Raw genomic sequence first — 13,697 nt, 5'->3', positions numbered from 1 at the left:
TTGTCATAGCTGGTTACAATAGGAGCAGGAAAAGCTTCTGCAAAAGGTGGTGCATGAATGTGACCAGACGTCTCGCTTCCTTTTTTGCCGTTTCACTCTCCCTCTTGCTGTTTGTCAGCCCCGTCCGGGCGGAAGAGGGCAAAGGCTGGGACAACCAGTTTCAGAGCCAAATACATGCGTGGATGGACGCGATCGCCCTCCGCGATTCCCAATTCAAGCAATGGAAGAACGCTCAGGTGGATGTACAGACCCTCGGCGCCGGTCAGCATCAATGGCTCGTCAGCGTCAGCAAATCCGGTCAGCAGGTAGGGTATATGGTAGTGGGCGAAGCTCCCTCTGCCAAAGGGGCTGTTTCCTTCGTCCTTCTGGAGTACGGCGTGGGCGAATACATTTTGTTCGACGACGCATTCGCTCCGCGGCAGATCGCGGCCGAGCCTGTCTATGACGGCTTCGCATCCCACTGGCTCATCACGCATAACCCGTCGACACAGATGGTCAATGCGAAAACGGGCGAATCCTACCCCGCCGAGTTCGAAGCGAGCGAGCCCGTCATGAGCGCCCTCGCGCCTGACGAATTGGTACACGATAGCCAGCAGCTCACTCAAACGCGGATCCTGCGGCCAACCGAAACAAGCCCCTTTGATCAAATTGGCTGGGTACACGAACTGAATGCCGGGGACGACGTGAGCTGGGCGCAGCTTTGGCAAACGAAAGGATCGACCCCGGTCACCCTGACCGTGCCGCTGCACCATTCTCAGGTACTCGCTCCTTTCGTCGTCGGTTCCCTGCATCTGTGGAACGATCAATATCCCTACGTCGGGGTGTGGGACGAAGGCTTGCGTTTTGTCCCGTACTCTTACGCCCATAAAGTCGGCCAATTCCATGTGAACGAAACAAGCTCTCCAGCCGAATGATCGGCGGAGAGCTTGTCTATTGTTTGTTCTTTTTGGGCTAGCGGTGCTCCATCGGGGAGAGACGCTCGTGAACGGCATGGAAAACCTCTCCAGCCGTCATCCCTTCTGCATTGATCACCGGTGCCCCTGTGACTCTTTTTTCATCGCCCAGTACATTCACATCCTGGCCGGTAATCACAACCGCATCGACGACTTGCTGCCAATTTCCCAGATCGACGACGTCGTATCCATTATCTCGCAGCATTTTGCTTACTTGGGACAGCGATTTTTCAACAGCCACTCTCGCCATGTTCACCCTCCGTCCACTTTGTAGGTCTGATTATTTCCGCAAGAAGAGTCTGATCGACATGGGAATAGCCCCAAACCAACGGGATGACCAGGATTCCCGCGGCATCTTCCGCTGACGCCTTTCATCTTTCGGGGTTTCCATGTACTGGACAAACAGCCTGGTCAGGTATTTCAAATACTCCTGAAAAGACATTGCACGTGCCTCCTTCGTGCTTGCGGATTCACGCCGTCTTCCCTGCGGCGGAGCGCTTCCCTCCTAGTCTTCCCCGCCTGGCCCGATTTCAGTCAGCTGTCGAACGATTTCCTCGACGATTTGCGGTACGCTCTTTCCTGTCGTATCGATCTGGATGGGTGCAAAATCGTAGGCGCCGGCCCTCTCCGCTAAAAGCGTGCGGACTCGCTGTTCCACTCCTCCCGCCAAAAGCGGCCTCCCCGTGTCGTTTGCAAGGCGCCTGATCAGTTCCTCCTCCGACGCCGACAAAGCCACGACTGTGCCGTTCGTCACCATGGCCTGAACATTTCTCTGGCGAAGGACCACGCCGCCGCCTGTCGTGACAATGTGCGGACCTTCTGCCAGCAGCTCCTCCAAATAGTTGCTCTCCGCATCGCGGAAGTAAGCTTCTCCCTTTTCTGCGAACAGCTCAGGGATGCTGCACCCTTCCCGCTTGACGATAAACTCGTCCAGATCGATCTGCGAAATGCCCAGTTCCTTTGACAGGGCTGCACCGATCGTCGTCTTGCCCGTCCCCATAAATCCTACCAGCACCACGTTTTTCATGGTTTATTCCGCCGCCTTTCCTGCCTTGCGCGTCATGATTTTGACGGTTCTCTTCGCCGCGTCGTATTCCGTTTCCAAGCCGATTGCCTGATGGAAAAAGGACATGGGGACCAGCACCCGGTCTTTTACCGAGAGAACGGAATGCCCGAGATCCAAACGCTTCCCGTCCGCGATGGCGAATGGATCTCCTTCCTTGACGTAAATTTCCCGACCGTTCCCCGCCACGCGGATCATCTGTTTCTCCTTGGACCATTCCACGCGCATGCCCATGTGCTCGCCAACATCACGCAGCGGAATGTACGCGGTCCCGTTCATCACTCTCGCCGGAATTTGCGGATAAAAGCTCATTCCGTTGATAATCGTGGTCACGTACGGCTCCAGCTGGACCGGACCGAAGGCAGTCGCATTCGATGCTTGCGTATACTTGCGGAAGTAGACGGCTTCTCCTTGCAAGGTCTGTCCCAGTGCCTGGTCAAGATGCTCGGCGCCAATCACGCTTCCGTGGTAGTTTTGCTGAACCCTGTGCAGGAAGCCCTTGTAGGCCTCGTCTCCGATCTGGCGGCGCAGGTTGTCAAACAAAAGCGCTCCTCGCGAATACCAGGTCCAGTGAAATTCTTCCTCGGTCGCAAACTTTTGAAGCGGCTTGTCCAGCTTGCCGTCGGGGTAACGCCCCATCAGGCGCTGACCGTCGCGCCTGTATTCGTCCAGCAGCGTCGCAGCGGATTGATTGTCGTAGCGGTTTTGCAGATAGTGGAACACGCTGATTTCCACCAATCCTTCATCCAGCCAGCCATGCGAGGCCTCCAGTGTAGCCACGCTGTTGTACCACCACAAATGAGCGATTTCATGCGGCAGCCAATGGTCGATCAGATTGCGTTGATACATGTCCCGCTTGAAGATTGCCATGTTGGCGTACTCCATCGCATACGTCGTCCCCGTGCTCGTCTCCGCGATTGCGACATGCGGATACGGCAGCGGGCCGTACCAGTCCGCATACGTAGGGAAAGCGGATTCTGCGATGGTCTTGATCCGCTCGATGTTTCCTTTGTCTACAGAAGCGATGTCGACGGCGAGATTCGGACCGAGCTTGACGGTTTCGATATGGTACAGCGGACTTCCTACCAAGGCGAAGTTCAGGAGCTTGTTGCCCTGATACCGGACCTGCTGCCTATTGCCATCCAATGCCGTGGTTGTCCCCCGCCCCCACGAGCTTACCCAGTTGTAGCCTTGCGGGGAAATAAACGAGACATCGTAGTCGGCGTAATGGTAAACAAACGGGTCCCCGTAGTCGATTCGCAGCGGCGGATCGTACCATTTTCCCTGCTGGTTTTGCGCTCCCAGCATGGGATACCAGGTCGTTAGCGTCCAAATGTCGTCCTTTACGCCAAACCTTGTTCCTCTGCGCGGAACCGGATTGTCAAATTCGATGGTAAGCGCTCCCCGGACTTCCGCCCCGAATGGGTTGGCCAATGTCACCGTCGAGGAGCCGCGGTCGAAAGCAAGCGGCTTGTCTTTGTAGCGAACAGATTTTACCGTCATTCGGTTCCACAGGTAATCGTATATGTACAGTCGCAGATCTTTCGTCTTCGGATTGTCGAACTCCAGAGTCATCTTCCCTGTGATCTTCGCTTCCGACGTATGCAGTTCTGCTTGTATCGTGTATTTGGGATGCAAGTCTTTCACGTAGGATGGCAGCGGCGGGTCGTACGCAAACGGATCTGCCCCCGTCTGCCCCGATCCGGCAGGAATACCTGCAGAGCTGGCCAAAAACTGGGAGATCGCCGGCCAGTAAGCGACAATTCCTGCAGAGCCAAACAAGACCAAAATGGTGAAACATACCAACAAACTTGTTCTTTGAAGTTTTTTCATACATACCCTCAAATCGTCTTAGCGGCAAGCCTTTGTTTTATTCATCATAGCAAATCCTTGTCTGCCTGAGTAGAAATTCAGGAGATTCTGTATGAAAATCCCTGTCGTTTCACACACCGTGCAATTTGGTGCCATCCGCTACCATGTCTCGTAGATGATTTGGCCCGTTTGCGACAGATCGTACCCTCCGATCGCCCCCAGCTCCTTTTGAAACAGCTCGGAACGCAAAATTTCCAATAGGAGGGCGATCAATTTTTCGTTTTCCTGCTTTTTCAAAACCACGAGATCGTACCTTTCTTTCACCAGCGGTACGAAGTCGACATCCACCATGCGGGCTGCCCTCTCGATTCCGATTCCCACGTCCGCTTCCTTGCGTGCGACCGCCCCTGCAACCGCGAGATGATTTGCCTCTTCCCGCTCGTAGCCCGCCACGTCGCTCCCTTTGATCCCATGCAAGCGGAAGCCTTCCTCGATCAGGGTTCGCGCCCCGGATCCGATCTCCCGATTGACCATGCGGGCACCCGTTTTCGGAAGGTCTGCCCATCTATGAATTCCTTTGGGGTTTCCTTTTTGCACGTAAAACCCTGCCCAGCGCGCGAGCAGATTGATAATAATGTAGCGATGCCCGGACAAAACGCTGCGCACATAAGACAGGTTGTACTCACCCGTTTCCCCGTCGTACAAGTGGGTGCTCACGACATCCGCTTCGCCGTTGTACATGGCGATCAGACTGTTCATGCTCCCGACGTAGGATCGAAGCGGCCGGAAAAACTCGTCACGTTTGCGCAAATGCGAGGCCAGCATGTCCAGGCTGACATCCTGACCACTAATGATAATATCCCGCGTCGCTTTCGCTTGTCCGAAAGGCGGCATCTGGCTGATCGATGGCTGTGCTTGGGAGCCAGCCGCGGAAAATGGCTTGTAGCCGCTTTTTGCACGCGCCTTGTACGCTTCAAGATCGCTCGCGTCCACCCGCATTTGTCTCCCCACCCTGTAGGCGGGCAGTTCTCCTTTTTTGATCAAGTCGTAAACGGTCAGCTTGGAAATCCGCAACAGCTTGGCAATTTCTTCTGTTGTGTAAGAATTTTCGTTGCTCATGGCTGACCTCCCATTTCCTTATTCTTTCATTTTATTCTCTTTTACTTTTCGTAAAATGGCAATTGATTATTTCCATTCATCCAATATAATTTAGTTATATCCAGTTATATCTAAATATAACTAAATAGAATTTTGGAGGTTCATTCATGAAAAAGCAATGGTTGGCGTTATGTACTTCACTAGGGCTTTTGCTTACCGCGTGCTCGGGCTCCCCTGCCTCACCCGGACAGGCTTCCCCTCCGCCCGCCCAGACGGAAAAAACCGAGATCATGGTCTCGGCAGCTGCCAGCCTGACAGATGCACTAGGCGAGTTGAAGCCGGCCTTTGAAGCGGACAACCCTGGCATCACGGTTACATTTACCTTCGGAAGTTCCGGAAAATTGGCACAGCAGATTGGACAAGGAGCGCCTTCTGACGTCTTTTTGTCTGCCAGCGCCAAAGATATGGACGGCCTGGCAGAAAAGCAGCTGATTGCCCCAGATACGCGCCAGGATTTCGCCAAAAACGAGCTCGTGCTGATCGCAAACGCATCGAGTTCCATCCAGCTCGATTCCTTTGAAAAGCTGGCGGATCCTTCGCTTGCGCATATCGCCGTAGGTGAACCGACAGCCGTGCCCGCCGGCCGGTATGCGAAAGAGGTCATGGACGCGCTGAAGCTAGGGGACGCCCTGAAAGATCGGCTCGTGTACGGAAGCGACGTCCGGCAAGTACTGACTTACGTGGAGTCCGGAAACGCGGATGTCGGCATCGTTTATGCCAGCGATGCCGCTATCGCCAAAGATGTCAAGATTTTGGCCACCTCCAAGCCGGAGTGGCACAAGCCGATCGTCTATCCAGGGGCTGTCGTGGCCGCCTCCACACATGCCGATGCGGCAAAAGCCTTTCTTTCCTACTTGACAACGGACAAAGGAAAGGCGACTTTAGAAAAGTACGGATTCAAACAATAACCGATGACGGAGGTGGCAGCCTTGATCGATACCAATCTCACACCCTTACTCCTTTCCTTGAAAGTCGCAGCGGTTTCCACCTCCCTCGTCTTTGTGGCCGGCCTCTTGCTGGCCAGGCTCATGACGCAGCGCGATTTCTTCGGCAAAAACCTGCTGGAGTCATTCTTTTTGCTACCGCTCGTGCTTCCGCCTACGGTAGTCGGATTCGGGCTGCTGTTTTTGTTCGGTAAGAACGGTTTTCTCGGACGGCTTCTGTCCGACTGGTTTGGCATACAAGTTGTCTTTACTTTGACCGGGGCGGTGATCGCCTCTGTCGTCGTCTCCTTCCCTTTGATGTATCAAAGCGCGGTGGCAGCCTTCACCAGCATCGATCGCAAGCTGGAGGACGCCGCCCGCACCTTGGGCGCATCCGAGTGGCGGCTGTTTTGGACAGTCGCCTTTCCCTTGGCCTGGCCGGGTCTCCTCGCCGGATTCGTTCTCTCTTTTGCCCGGGGTTTGGGCGAGTTCGGCGCCACCCTCATGCTGGCTGGTTATATCCCGGGCAAGACGGATACCATTCCCGTCGCGATCTACTTCGCAGTGGAAGCCGGCCAGATGGAGAAGGCCTTTTTTTGGGTGATCATCATCGTTTCGCTTGGCATGGGTACGACCTTCTGGCTGAACTGGTGGAGCAAGCGAAACATCAGCCGGTACGCCCAGCTAAAATAAAGGGAGGTGGGGACATATGCTTACGGTTTCGATTCAAAAGAGATTGCCTGACTTTGTTCTGGACGTCACCTTCTCTGTCGCACAGGAGATCGCCGTTCTGTTCGGTCCCTCCGGCTCCGGAAAGACGACGATCCTAAGCAGCATCGCCGGGTTGGTCCACCCCGACGCCGGACAGATCAGGCTGGGGGAGCGAATCTTTTTCGAGCAAGGCAAAAAGCCGATGCCCGTGCAAATGCGCAAGATCGGCTATCTGTTTCAGGACTATGCCCTTTTTCCTCACATGACCGCCCTGCAAAACATTCGATACGGGATGACACAGGGGCAGGAAGAAGAGCTGTCGGAGCTGATCGACACTGTCGGTATCGGCCATGTTCTGGAAAAATACCCTCACCAGCTGTCGGGCGGACAGAAGCAGCGTGTCGCGCTCGTACGGGCATTGGCCACCAAACCCGACATTCTTCTCCTCGATGAGCCTCTCTCGGCTCTGGATGCGGACACCAGGCGGCAATGCCAGGATGAATTGCTCCGGCTCCACGCCATGTGGAACATCCCCTTCCTCCTCGTCACCCACGACCGCGACGAAGCAGAAAAGCTGGCAGATGTCATCCTCCTGATCGAACACGGAAAGATTCAAAAAAGCCATGAGCCTGCATCCCTCTCCCGCTGAATCGGGACGGATGCCGCCCATGGCTTTTTATTCGCATCTAGCGTGCGCTGATCGGTTCGATGATCACGCCGTTTTGCTTGGCCCAGCGGTGCAGCTCCACCAGAAACTGTACCACGTCGTGGCTTTCGTGGTGTACGCAGAGAGTATCCGCCGCCAGATCGATCTGATGGCCGTTCACCGTCGTTACTTTTTGCTTCAGGACGAGCTGTCTGGTTTGCTCCATCCGCTCTTCCTTGCTGATCAGGACGCTGCCTTCCAGTTCGCGCGGCGCCAGTCGGCCATTCGGCAGGTACGCCCGCTCTGCGAACACCTCTTCGGCTACCTGCAGCCCATGCTCGAGCGCGGCCTCAACCAGCTTGCTGCCGGACAAGGCGTACAGGACGAGATCCTCATCGATGTCCGCGATCGCCTGGACAACCGCTTCCGCCAGCTCCGGCCGCTCCGCCGCCTCGTTGTAGAGCGCCCCGTGCAGCTTGACGTGGTGAAGCTCTCCGCCGATCGCGCGCGTCATTCCCTCCAATGCGGCTACCTGGTAGAGGACAAGCTCGTACACTTCGTTCACGGAAAGATTCATCGAACGGCGTCCGAACCCTTGTATGTCAGGATAGCCGGGATGGGCACCGATTTTCACGTTATGCTTCAAGGCTGCCTCGATCGTTCTGTAAATGATATGCGGATCACCTGCATGCAAGCCGCACGCGATGTTGACGGAGGTAATCCACTTCATAATTCCCAAATCCTCGGATTGTCGCCCTCTGCTGAATCCCTCGGCCATATCGCAATTAATGTCTAGATGAATCATGGTCCCCCACCTTTCCAGTCATATCTATATTCCATGTAAACGCATTCATTGGCACCACTCATGTATGTATAGCATAACATGTACGCCGGGTTAGCAAAAGGAAAAAAGCTGCCGAAATATGGCAGCCAATGCACAGGTTATGTCGAAACAGCGGCGGGATGACTGCTTTCATCCGACGTCAGCGTTTCAGCCAAAGCCATCAGTTGACTCTTTTCCTGCTTGTAATCGTATTCCTTCGCCTTATCCGGCCGCGCGTTGTTGTACTCTACCGGGATTTCGTGGCGATGGGAGCGCTCAATTTTCGTCACGAAGTGCAGTTTCTCCATGATGCGAATGGTTTCGTCGATCTGATTGGCATCCACGTACATCGAGACGTAATTCAACCGCTTGGAGATGTAGTGAATGGTGCCAAATTTACGTAAATTTTTGGCGGCACGCGTGTTTTTCACCCACACGGCAACCCCCAGACGTCGTTCTCTCATGTTTTGGCGTCGGTCTCCTTCCCAATCGTGGTATAATGACCCAAATCCCTCCCAGCTTTCAGAAAAGGAGCGTGGCCCTGCATGCTGGCTAGGTTTTATCAGCAATTTGAAGAAACGCTTCTCCAAGAAGGAACCATCACGGCAAGCAGGTGGGGCACCTACGCTGGCCAGCGCTTTTTTTATGTAAGCAGCGCGTTTCCAGCCTCCGCCTTGACCAAGCGGTTGACGGAGACCGGAGAGCGCCTGGCTGCCGGAACGATTTTGAAGCCCGAGTGCATCTACGTACGCTCGGACGATCGCGAGCATGTGTACCGCTTTCGCTTTACCGTTCCGAACGAAAAGCAGTTTTGCTGCGGAAACCTTTGCGAAGACTGCTTTTTGCTTCGAGAGCGCAAATCCGCTGGCGGCTGAGAGGTCAGGATGGCCTTTTTACGCTGCAGCCGCAGCTTCCACCCGTCCCGCAGCCACTGCTGTGCACTTCGAGAAACGGATTGTTGCTCGGAACTTTGATCGTTTCCGACACCGCGTCGGCAATCGTGCGACTTACCTGATACAACAACTCATCCAGCGCGTCTTCCGCCCGCTTGAATGCCTGGACGGAATCCATCAGCTCGATCGTGCGCTTCAGCTCGCGTACTTCTTTGGATATATGGTCGTAGTCGGGATGGTACTTTCCGAATCGCTGCACATCCTCGTACTGTTCTTTCTTCTTTTCAAAAAGGGCAAGCAGGCGCTGCGCCTCCACATCCGCTTCCATCCTGCGCTTGGCAAGCAGATAGTCCGAGACCTCGCGCGACTGGTTGATCATCGTGGACAGTTCATGCGACTCCAAGAGCAGCTGTGTGATGTCTGCCGTTTCCAATGCTTCCATATGAGCGAGACCTCCTTTCAAAAGGTAACTACTCCTCGATTGTACCACGATCATACCCCTTCGTACAGATAATCGGGCACTACGATGCGCACTCGGGCGATGTCGTCGAGGCGATGACGGGCTTTTCCCCGCTCGCCGCTCAGCGCCACCGTCCAGTACCCACTCTCTACCAGGACCTCCGTAGGTTGCCCGCGCAGCTTGTCCCCTCCCGCCATTTGGAGCTCGACTTCCAGCTCCAATTCGCTTGCACGTTTCAATAGATCGCGCAAAGACTGCGGGTGATACGATTGAAAATGCTGGGTCCACATTTTAGGCAGAGCTGCCACTTCACCCATTCCTTCCAGCGGATCGGGAAACGTGTTTTCCACCGCGTACCCGTCCCACGGCCGCTGTACGACAAACCACCCTACCGGAGCATTCACCCCCGCATCCACCTGTTCCTGCGAGCCGTTCGCAGGCGAGTCGGCCAGGACCTGCGGCTCGTAGCCGTACCTCCTGAGCAAATGGACCAGCTGTTCTTTTTGGGACAGAGAGATCAAAAAATCCGTCGGCGAAATCACCAGCGTCAAGTACGGCTGGAAATCGGGTATGCCCCGCCACTCTTCCAAAAACCCGGGGTGAGCCGTACGGACGCGGTAATACGGCTCCAATTGAATCTGCCGCGCGTCTTTCGCCCATTGCCCGATCGCTTCCAGGAGCGCTTCGGGCAGCGGATGAACGCACGCAGCACGGAGCAATTCCACGACCTGTTCCTCGGATCGGCCGGATGCAAGAAAAGATTGCAGCTCCTTGGGCTGCAGGTAGCCGCGAATCAGTGCCCCTTCGAAATGAAGAGTGCAAAATCGGCTGATTTCCCAAATGTGCCGGAGCGGAACCAGCGGCGGTATGGTGATTTCTCCTGCCGGGTCGATATACCAGCCTTCTTCTGCCGTCAATCGGGGCAAGCTGATCCATCGCCAATACACTTGCCCGTCGTCATCCATCCCGAGCTGGATCCAGCCGAGACCGGTCAACAGATGCAGCCACTGTCCTGCCACTTGCTTGTCCGCCTCATCCGGCAGAGAAAACCCCGCTTCCTCTAGCATGCGCAATTGCAGTTCCAGGGAACACCACTGCTCAAGCGGAACTTGGCGCATGGACAAGGAAAATGCTTCCCACCAGGGTCCGTGCGGCAAATACTGCTGGGTGACGGCTTCAAACATTTCGTTCCACCTGTCCGGCGGCGATTGCGTCATCCAATGCCGGACTTCGCGAAGGCGAAGTGCCAGCCGCCTGTCCTCCACGTGGATCAGACCAAGACGCATGGCAATATCCAGCACCACGGTGAGCGCCAGCCCCTCACGATCCTCCTGATCGAGCGGCGGCAAGCGCAAATTGGCACAGTGCTCGTCGGAAAAAGAGAGCATCGCTGCCATTCGTGCTGATAGGCGGCGGTGGATCGTGCCTTTTTGCGTTACCGGCACCTGGTTGTCTCGGATGAACGCGAGAAGCCCAAAAAGATCCAGCTGTATCCCCCTGCCGGCTGTTATATAATAAGGGAGCGTTTTTGAAGGAGAAACAAATGCGCGGGAAGGTTCGGGCAAAACTTGCCTGGTAAGGTGCTCGCGAATCTCCTGTGGCATCACATAACCGATCTCGCTCCACATTTTTCGCACCGTCAGGATGATCCCGAGGCGTCTGAGTCTCGTCAAACCGACGGTCATACGTCTGTGGTCGGAAGCCGTCTCCCGCTCCCAGGAGCGTTTGCTGAAAAAACCTCCTGTGGATTTCAGGACAAAGCGCTTCATCACACTCCGCTCGATGTCGCTTGCCTCTGCCCAAACTCGCTCCAGAAACTCCTGGTCGCAGAGTCGTGCAGACAGTTCTCGGTCGTCGGCGGCGGCAAATCGGTTCGTCTGCTCCGCCATGATTGCATGCCGTGTCGCTTCGGACAGGTATTCAAGCGAATCCCGAACGCGCACAATTTTCACCTCAGCTTTATTCGTTAGTCCAATACGACCTATTTTATATATCCAACAAATGGAGGGATGTACGTGTTTACGATGTTTCCCGGTTTGTTGCTTTCTGCTGCCCTGACTTTGACAGGAATTCAGCCTATTACACATCCTACCCCAACTGCGGCTCCTGCGGAAGAGGTCGCGGCTGTGGATACTCAATATGAAGCGGTTTCGGCGCCGTACCCGCCCGCTGTACAGGATGCGCTGAGCAAAGTGCGCAAAAACGGCGGTCATACCATTGTCCGCGCGAAAGGAAAATCGTACGTCGTCATCGGCGCTGGCCAGCGACCGACCGGCGGCTATCAGCTCGTCGCCGATCAAGTGAAGCGGACAGGCCCGCACGGCTACACCGTTTCCGTCCATGTAAAGGCTCCTGCTCCCGGCTCGATGAAAATCCAGGTCATTTCGTACCCGACTCTGGTCATCGCCCTTCCGGACCAGCAAGCACAAGTCACCGTACAAATGCGATAATACGCTCACTTGCACAAAAAGCCGACTTCCACGTACGCCAAACGGCGCGGGGAACGTCGGCTTTCTGCATGATTACAGGGTGTTTTCGCGAGTTACGGCTTAATTTCGACGGGAATTCGCTGGGATACGCCATAGGATTCATGGTTGTTGTTCGCCAGCTCCACCACGACCTCATGCTTGCCGCTCGGAATATCCTTCAAGACATAAGTAGGCTCGAATACTTTCGCCACCTTTTTTCCATCCAGATAGAGGTGGACATGCCCTTCGCCATGCTTGTTCTCTTTTCCCATGTTTTCAAGGGAGAAGGAGAAGTTGGTGACCGTGATCTTGAGCTCCAGGTCATCCTGATTGAGCGTGTGTTTCACTTCCAGAGTCGGCGGCTTCGGATGGTTGTGACCTTCCGCTACAGCGGTCGCTTCGGTTGGAGCAGCGTCATTGTTCGCATAAACGAACCACTCCACGCAAGCGGCGACGCCGATCAGCAGGAGCAAGCGAATGACAAATCGTTTGGCCTTCATCGGGGCACTCCTTTCCAGATTCAGTCATACCCCAGTGTTCCCGAATGGAAGGCCCTTCATTCTAGAAAAACTTCTTTCTTCCCTGCTCTTCTTTCAATATCTCCACAGCTTCCCGGAAGCGCTGGGAATGCACCACTTCGCGCTCCCGCAAAAACTTGAGCGTATCTTGAATATCCACATCGTCCGTCATGTCGATCAGCCATTGATATGTCGCGCGGGCCTTTTCCTCCGCCGCAATGTCCTCATACAAGTCGGCGATAGGATCGCCTTTTGCCTGGATATAAGTGGCAGTGAACGGTACCCCACTGGCATTTTCGTAAAACAGGGCGCGGTCGTGGTTGGCGTAGTGATCGCCCAGACCGGCAGCCTTGAGCTCCTCAACGGTCGCATCCTTGGTCAATTTGTACACCATTGTCGCGATCATCTCGAGATGGGCGAATTCTTCCGTGCCGATATCCGTCAGCAGCCCGATGACTTTGTCCGGAATGGTATACCGCTGATTCAGGTAGCGCAGCGCCGCAGCCAGCTCGCCGTCTGCCCCGCCATACTGTTCTATCAAATATTTGGCCATTCTGACGTCGCACTTGCCGACGCGAACCGGGTATTGCAGCTTCTTCTCATAAATCCACATCGTCTATTTACCCCTCATTTCTCCTTCTTTAGACTTGCCACGGCCAGGGAGTATCGTTCCATTGCCATGGGTACCCGGAGTAGCTGTGGCCAAAGTTCATCAGCGGGCCGTACAGAGCCTCGAATTCATTCGCCATTTTCCAGCGCTGCTGGGTAAGCTCGTTGTACTGCTCGATCGCATTCACATCTGTCGGATGGGTGTCGAGATACAGGTTGAGCTCGACAAGGACGAAGTCGATCGCCTGCAACTGTGTGAGCATTTCTACATAACGCTCATCGCCAGGTCGGGTGTTCGGGTTAGCGTTCATCATAATCCCCCCATTCGCCACGGTCTGGAGCCGGATTGTAAGGACTGAACAGCGCCGGCCACAGCACGCCCCTTCTCAATGCTTCCATAGGCGGATACTGCGGAAGATTTTCGGGTTGGAATCCCATAAACAACTGGGGTGGGACCTGGTACGTTTTCACGCGGATCGGCGGACATGGGTCGAATGGGCTTACGTATGGGAAATAGACCCGGGTTTGCGAATACAATGCAGACATCCTCCTCCAAATATAGGTATCTGACTAGTCATGATTACGTTATGTCGGTGTTGGGTGGGGGGTGATGGGCGAACACACAAAAAAGATGACGAAAAAACTGACCCCGCTCTATGC

General features: G+C 54.9%; 19 protein-coding genes. 6 read left to right on the top strand and 13 right to left on the bottom strand.

The window, feature by feature from the left end:
- Window positions 1-53 precede the first annotated feature (53 nt).
- Window positions 54-914, top strand: coding sequence for a hypothetical protein (locus RGB73_RS12560; RefSeq protein ID WP_396136188.1), 861 nt, complete (start codon window positions 54-56; stop codon window positions 912-914).
- 37 nt (window positions 915-951) lie between these two features.
- Here RGB73_RS12560 and RGB73_RS12555 read toward each other — a convergent pair whose 3' ends face one another.
- From RGB73_RS12555 to RGB73_RS12535, 5 genes are all read right to left on the bottom strand, one after another.
- Window positions 952-1,203, bottom strand: coding sequence for a YkuS family protein (locus RGB73_RS12555; RefSeq protein ID WP_310772462.1), 252 nt, complete (start codon window positions 1,201-1,203; stop codon window positions 952-954).
- A 30-nt stretch (window positions 1,204-1,233) separates the two neighbouring features.
- Window positions 1,234-1,395: a YqzE family protein gene (locus tag RGB73_RS12550; RefSeq protein ID WP_310772461.1), complete on the bottom strand. Its 162-nt coding sequence runs from the start codon at window positions 1,393-1,395 to the stop codon at window positions 1,234-1,236.
- A gap of 63 nt (window positions 1,396-1,458) precedes the next feature.
- Window positions 1,459-1,980, bottom strand: coding sequence for a shikimate kinase (locus RGB73_RS12545; protein ID WP_310772459.1), 522 nt, complete (start codon window positions 1,978-1,980; stop codon window positions 1,459-1,461).
- A 3-nt stretch (window positions 1,981-1,983) separates the two neighbouring features.
- Complete coding sequence (locus RGB73_RS12540) at window positions 1,984-3,849, bottom strand: stalk domain-containing protein (RefSeq protein WP_310772457.1); 1,866 nt, start codon at window positions 3,847-3,849, stop codon at window positions 1,984-1,986.
- Window positions 3,850-3,987: 138 nt separating this feature from the next.
- Window positions 3,988-4,947 carry a substrate-binding domain-containing protein gene (locus RGB73_RS12535; RefSeq protein ID WP_310772455.1) on the bottom strand — a complete coding sequence of 320 codons (960 nt, stop codon included), beginning with the start codon at window positions 4,945-4,947 and terminating at the stop codon, window positions 3,988-3,990.
- A 146-nt stretch (window positions 4,948-5,093) separates the two neighbouring features.
- Between RGB73_RS12535 and modA the strand changes: the two genes are divergently transcribed.
- Genes modA through RGB73_RS12520 form a run of 3 tightly spaced genes read left to right on the top strand, consistent with a single transcriptional unit; the run spans window position 5,094 to window position 7,269 of the window.
- Complete coding sequence (gene modA, locus RGB73_RS12530; protein ID WP_310772453.1) at window positions 5,094-5,894, top strand: molybdate ABC transporter substrate-binding protein; 801 nt, start codon at window positions 5,094-5,096, stop codon at window positions 5,892-5,894.
- A 21-nt stretch (window positions 5,895-5,915) separates the two neighbouring features.
- Complete coding sequence (modB, locus tag RGB73_RS12525; protein WP_310772451.1) at window positions 5,916-6,602, top strand: molybdate ABC transporter permease subunit; 687 nt, start codon at window positions 5,916-5,918, stop codon at window positions 6,600-6,602.
- Between the two features lie 16 nt (window positions 6,603-6,618).
- Entirely contained in the window at window positions 6,619-7,269 is a 651-nt protein-coding gene (locus RGB73_RS12520) for an ATP-binding cassette domain-containing protein (protein ID WP_310772449.1), read from the top strand.
- Between the two features lie 37 nt (window positions 7,270-7,306).
- On the opposite strand, the gene RGB73_RS12515 is transcribed toward RGB73_RS12520, so the two are convergent.
- Window positions 7,307-8,071, bottom strand: a complete 765-nt coding sequence (locus RGB73_RS12515) for a 5-oxoprolinase subunit PxpA (RefSeq protein WP_310772447.1) — start codon at window positions 8,069-8,071, stop codon at window positions 7,307-7,309.
- A gap of 137 nt (window positions 8,072-8,208) precedes the next feature.
- On the bottom strand, window positions 8,209-8,553 hold the full coding sequence (locus RGB73_RS12510) for a YlbG family protein (RefSeq protein WP_310772445.1): 345 nt from the start codon (window positions 8,551-8,553) through the stop codon (window positions 8,209-8,211).
- A gap of 81 nt (window positions 8,554-8,634) precedes the next feature.
- Here RGB73_RS12510 and RGB73_RS12505 point away from each other — a divergent pair, with 81 nt between their 5' ends.
- A complete protein-coding gene (locus RGB73_RS12505) occupies window positions 8,635-8,964 on the top strand; it encodes a hypothetical protein (protein WP_310772443.1) in 330 nt (109 codons plus the stop codon).
- A 4-nt stretch (window positions 8,965-8,968) separates the two neighbouring features.
- Here the strand turns inward: RGB73_RS12505 and RGB73_RS12500 are convergent, their stop codons facing one another.
- A complete protein-coding gene (locus RGB73_RS12500; protein ID WP_310772441.1) occupies window positions 8,969-9,424 on the bottom strand; it encodes a YlbF/YmcA family competence regulator in 456 nt (151 codons plus the stop codon).
- Between the two features lie 50 nt (window positions 9,425-9,474).
- Complete coding sequence (locus RGB73_RS12495) at window positions 9,475-11,385, bottom strand: hypothetical protein (protein WP_310772439.1); 1,911 nt, start codon at window positions 11,383-11,385, stop codon at window positions 9,475-9,477.
- Window positions 11,386-11,466: 81 nt separating this feature from the next.
- Between RGB73_RS12495 and RGB73_RS12490 the strand changes: the two genes are divergently transcribed.
- Window positions 11,467-11,892 (top strand): protease complex subunit PrcB family protein, encoded by a 426-nt coding sequence (locus tag RGB73_RS12490; protein ID WP_310774267.1) that lies wholly within the window; start codon window positions 11,467-11,469, stop codon window positions 11,890-11,892.
- 92 nt (window positions 11,893-11,984) lie between these two features.
- Here the strand turns inward: RGB73_RS12490 and RGB73_RS12485 are convergent, their stop codons facing one another.
- The 4 genes from RGB73_RS12485 to RGB73_RS12470 form a co-directional block, all read right to left on the bottom strand.
- Complete coding sequence (locus tag RGB73_RS12485) at window positions 11,985-12,410, bottom strand: hypothetical protein (protein WP_310772437.1); 426 nt, start codon at window positions 12,408-12,410, stop codon at window positions 11,985-11,987.
- Window positions 12,411-12,471: 61 nt separating this feature from the next.
- Window positions 12,472-13,041: a manganese catalase family protein gene (locus tag RGB73_RS12480; RefSeq protein ID WP_310772435.1), complete on the bottom strand. Its 570-nt coding sequence runs from the start codon at window positions 13,039-13,041 to the stop codon at window positions 12,472-12,474.
- A 28-nt stretch (window positions 13,042-13,069) separates the two neighbouring features.
- Complete coding sequence (locus RGB73_RS12475; protein ID WP_310772433.1) at window positions 13,070-13,351, bottom strand: spore coat protein CotJB; 282 nt, start codon at window positions 13,349-13,351, stop codon at window positions 13,070-13,072.
- Entirely contained in the window at window positions 13,338-13,574 is a 237-nt protein-coding gene (locus tag RGB73_RS12470) for a spore coat associated protein CotJA (protein WP_310772431.1), read from the bottom strand. The genes RGB73_RS12475 and RGB73_RS12470 overlap by 14 nt, the downstream gene beginning before the upstream one ends.
- Window positions 13,575-13,697: the final 123 nt, after the last annotated feature.

This window comes from Brevibacillus brevis (assembly GCF_031583145.1).
Classification (GTDB): Bacteria; Bacillota; Bacilli; order Brevibacillales; family Brevibacillaceae; genus Brevibacillus; species Brevibacillus brevis_E.
The sequence above is the reverse complement of the archived record's forward strand: the minus strand, read 5'-3'. Positions and strand labels throughout refer to the sequence as shown.

Excerpts from the sequence above, each read along its gene's own strand:
- RGB73_RS12560 (WP_396136188.1), top strand. The coding sequence starts at position 54 with ATGAATGTGACCAGACGTCTCGCTTCCTTTTTTGCCGTTTCACTCTCC.
- RGB73_RS12555 (WP_310772462.1), bottom strand. The coding sequence starts at position 1,203 with ATGGCGAGAGTGGCTGTTGAAAAATCGCTGTCCCAAGTAAGCAAAATG.
- RGB73_RS12550 (WP_310772461.1), bottom strand. The coding sequence starts at position 1,395 with ATGTCTTTTCAGGAGTATTTGAAATACCTGACCAGGCTGTTTGTCCAG.
- RGB73_RS12545 (WP_310772459.1), bottom strand. The coding sequence starts at position 1,980 with ATGAAAAACGTGGTGCTGGTAGGATTTATGGGGACGGGCAAGACGACG.
- RGB73_RS12540 (WP_310772457.1), bottom strand. The coding sequence starts at position 3,849 with ATGAAAAAACTTCAAAGAACAAGTTTGTTGGTATGTTTCACCATTTTG.
- RGB73_RS12535 (WP_310772455.1), bottom strand. The coding sequence starts at position 4,947 with ATGAGCAACGAAAATTCTTACACAACAGAAGAAATTGCCAAGCTGTTG.
- modA (WP_310772453.1), top strand. The coding sequence starts at position 5,094 with ATGAAAAAGCAATGGTTGGCGTTATGTACTTCACTAGGGCTTTTGCTT.
- RGB73_RS12520 (WP_310772449.1), top strand. The coding sequence starts at position 6,619 with ATGCTTACGGTTTCGATTCAAAAGAGATTGCCTGACTTTGTTCTGGAC.
- RGB73_RS12515 (WP_310772447.1), bottom strand. The coding sequence starts at position 8,071 with ATGATTCATCTAGACATTAATTGCGATATGGCCGAGGGATTCAGCAGA.
- RGB73_RS12510 (WP_310772445.1), bottom strand. The coding sequence starts at position 8,553 with ATGAGAGAACGACGTCTGGGGGTTGCCGTGTGGGTGAAAAACACGCGT.
- RGB73_RS12505 (WP_310772443.1), top strand. The coding sequence starts at position 8,635 with ATGCTGGCTAGGTTTTATCAGCAATTTGAAGAAACGCTTCTCCAAGAA.
- RGB73_RS12500 (WP_310772441.1), bottom strand. The coding sequence starts at position 9,424 with ATGGAAGCATTGGAAACGGCAGACATCACACAGCTGCTCTTGGAGTCG.
- RGB73_RS12490 (WP_310774267.1), top strand. The coding sequence starts at position 11,467 with ATGTTTCCCGGTTTGTTGCTTTCTGCTGCCCTGACTTTGACAGGAATT.
- RGB73_RS12485 (WP_310772437.1), bottom strand. The coding sequence starts at position 12,410 with ATGAAGGCCAAACGATTTGTCATTCGCTTGCTCCTGCTGATCGGCGTC.
- RGB73_RS12480 (WP_310772435.1), bottom strand. The coding sequence starts at position 13,041 with ATGTGGATTTATGAGAAGAAGCTGCAATACCCGGTTCGCGTCGGCAAG.
- RGB73_RS12475 (WP_310772433.1), bottom strand. The coding sequence starts at position 13,351 with ATGATGAACGCTAACCCGAACACCCGACCTGGCGATGAGCGTTATGTA.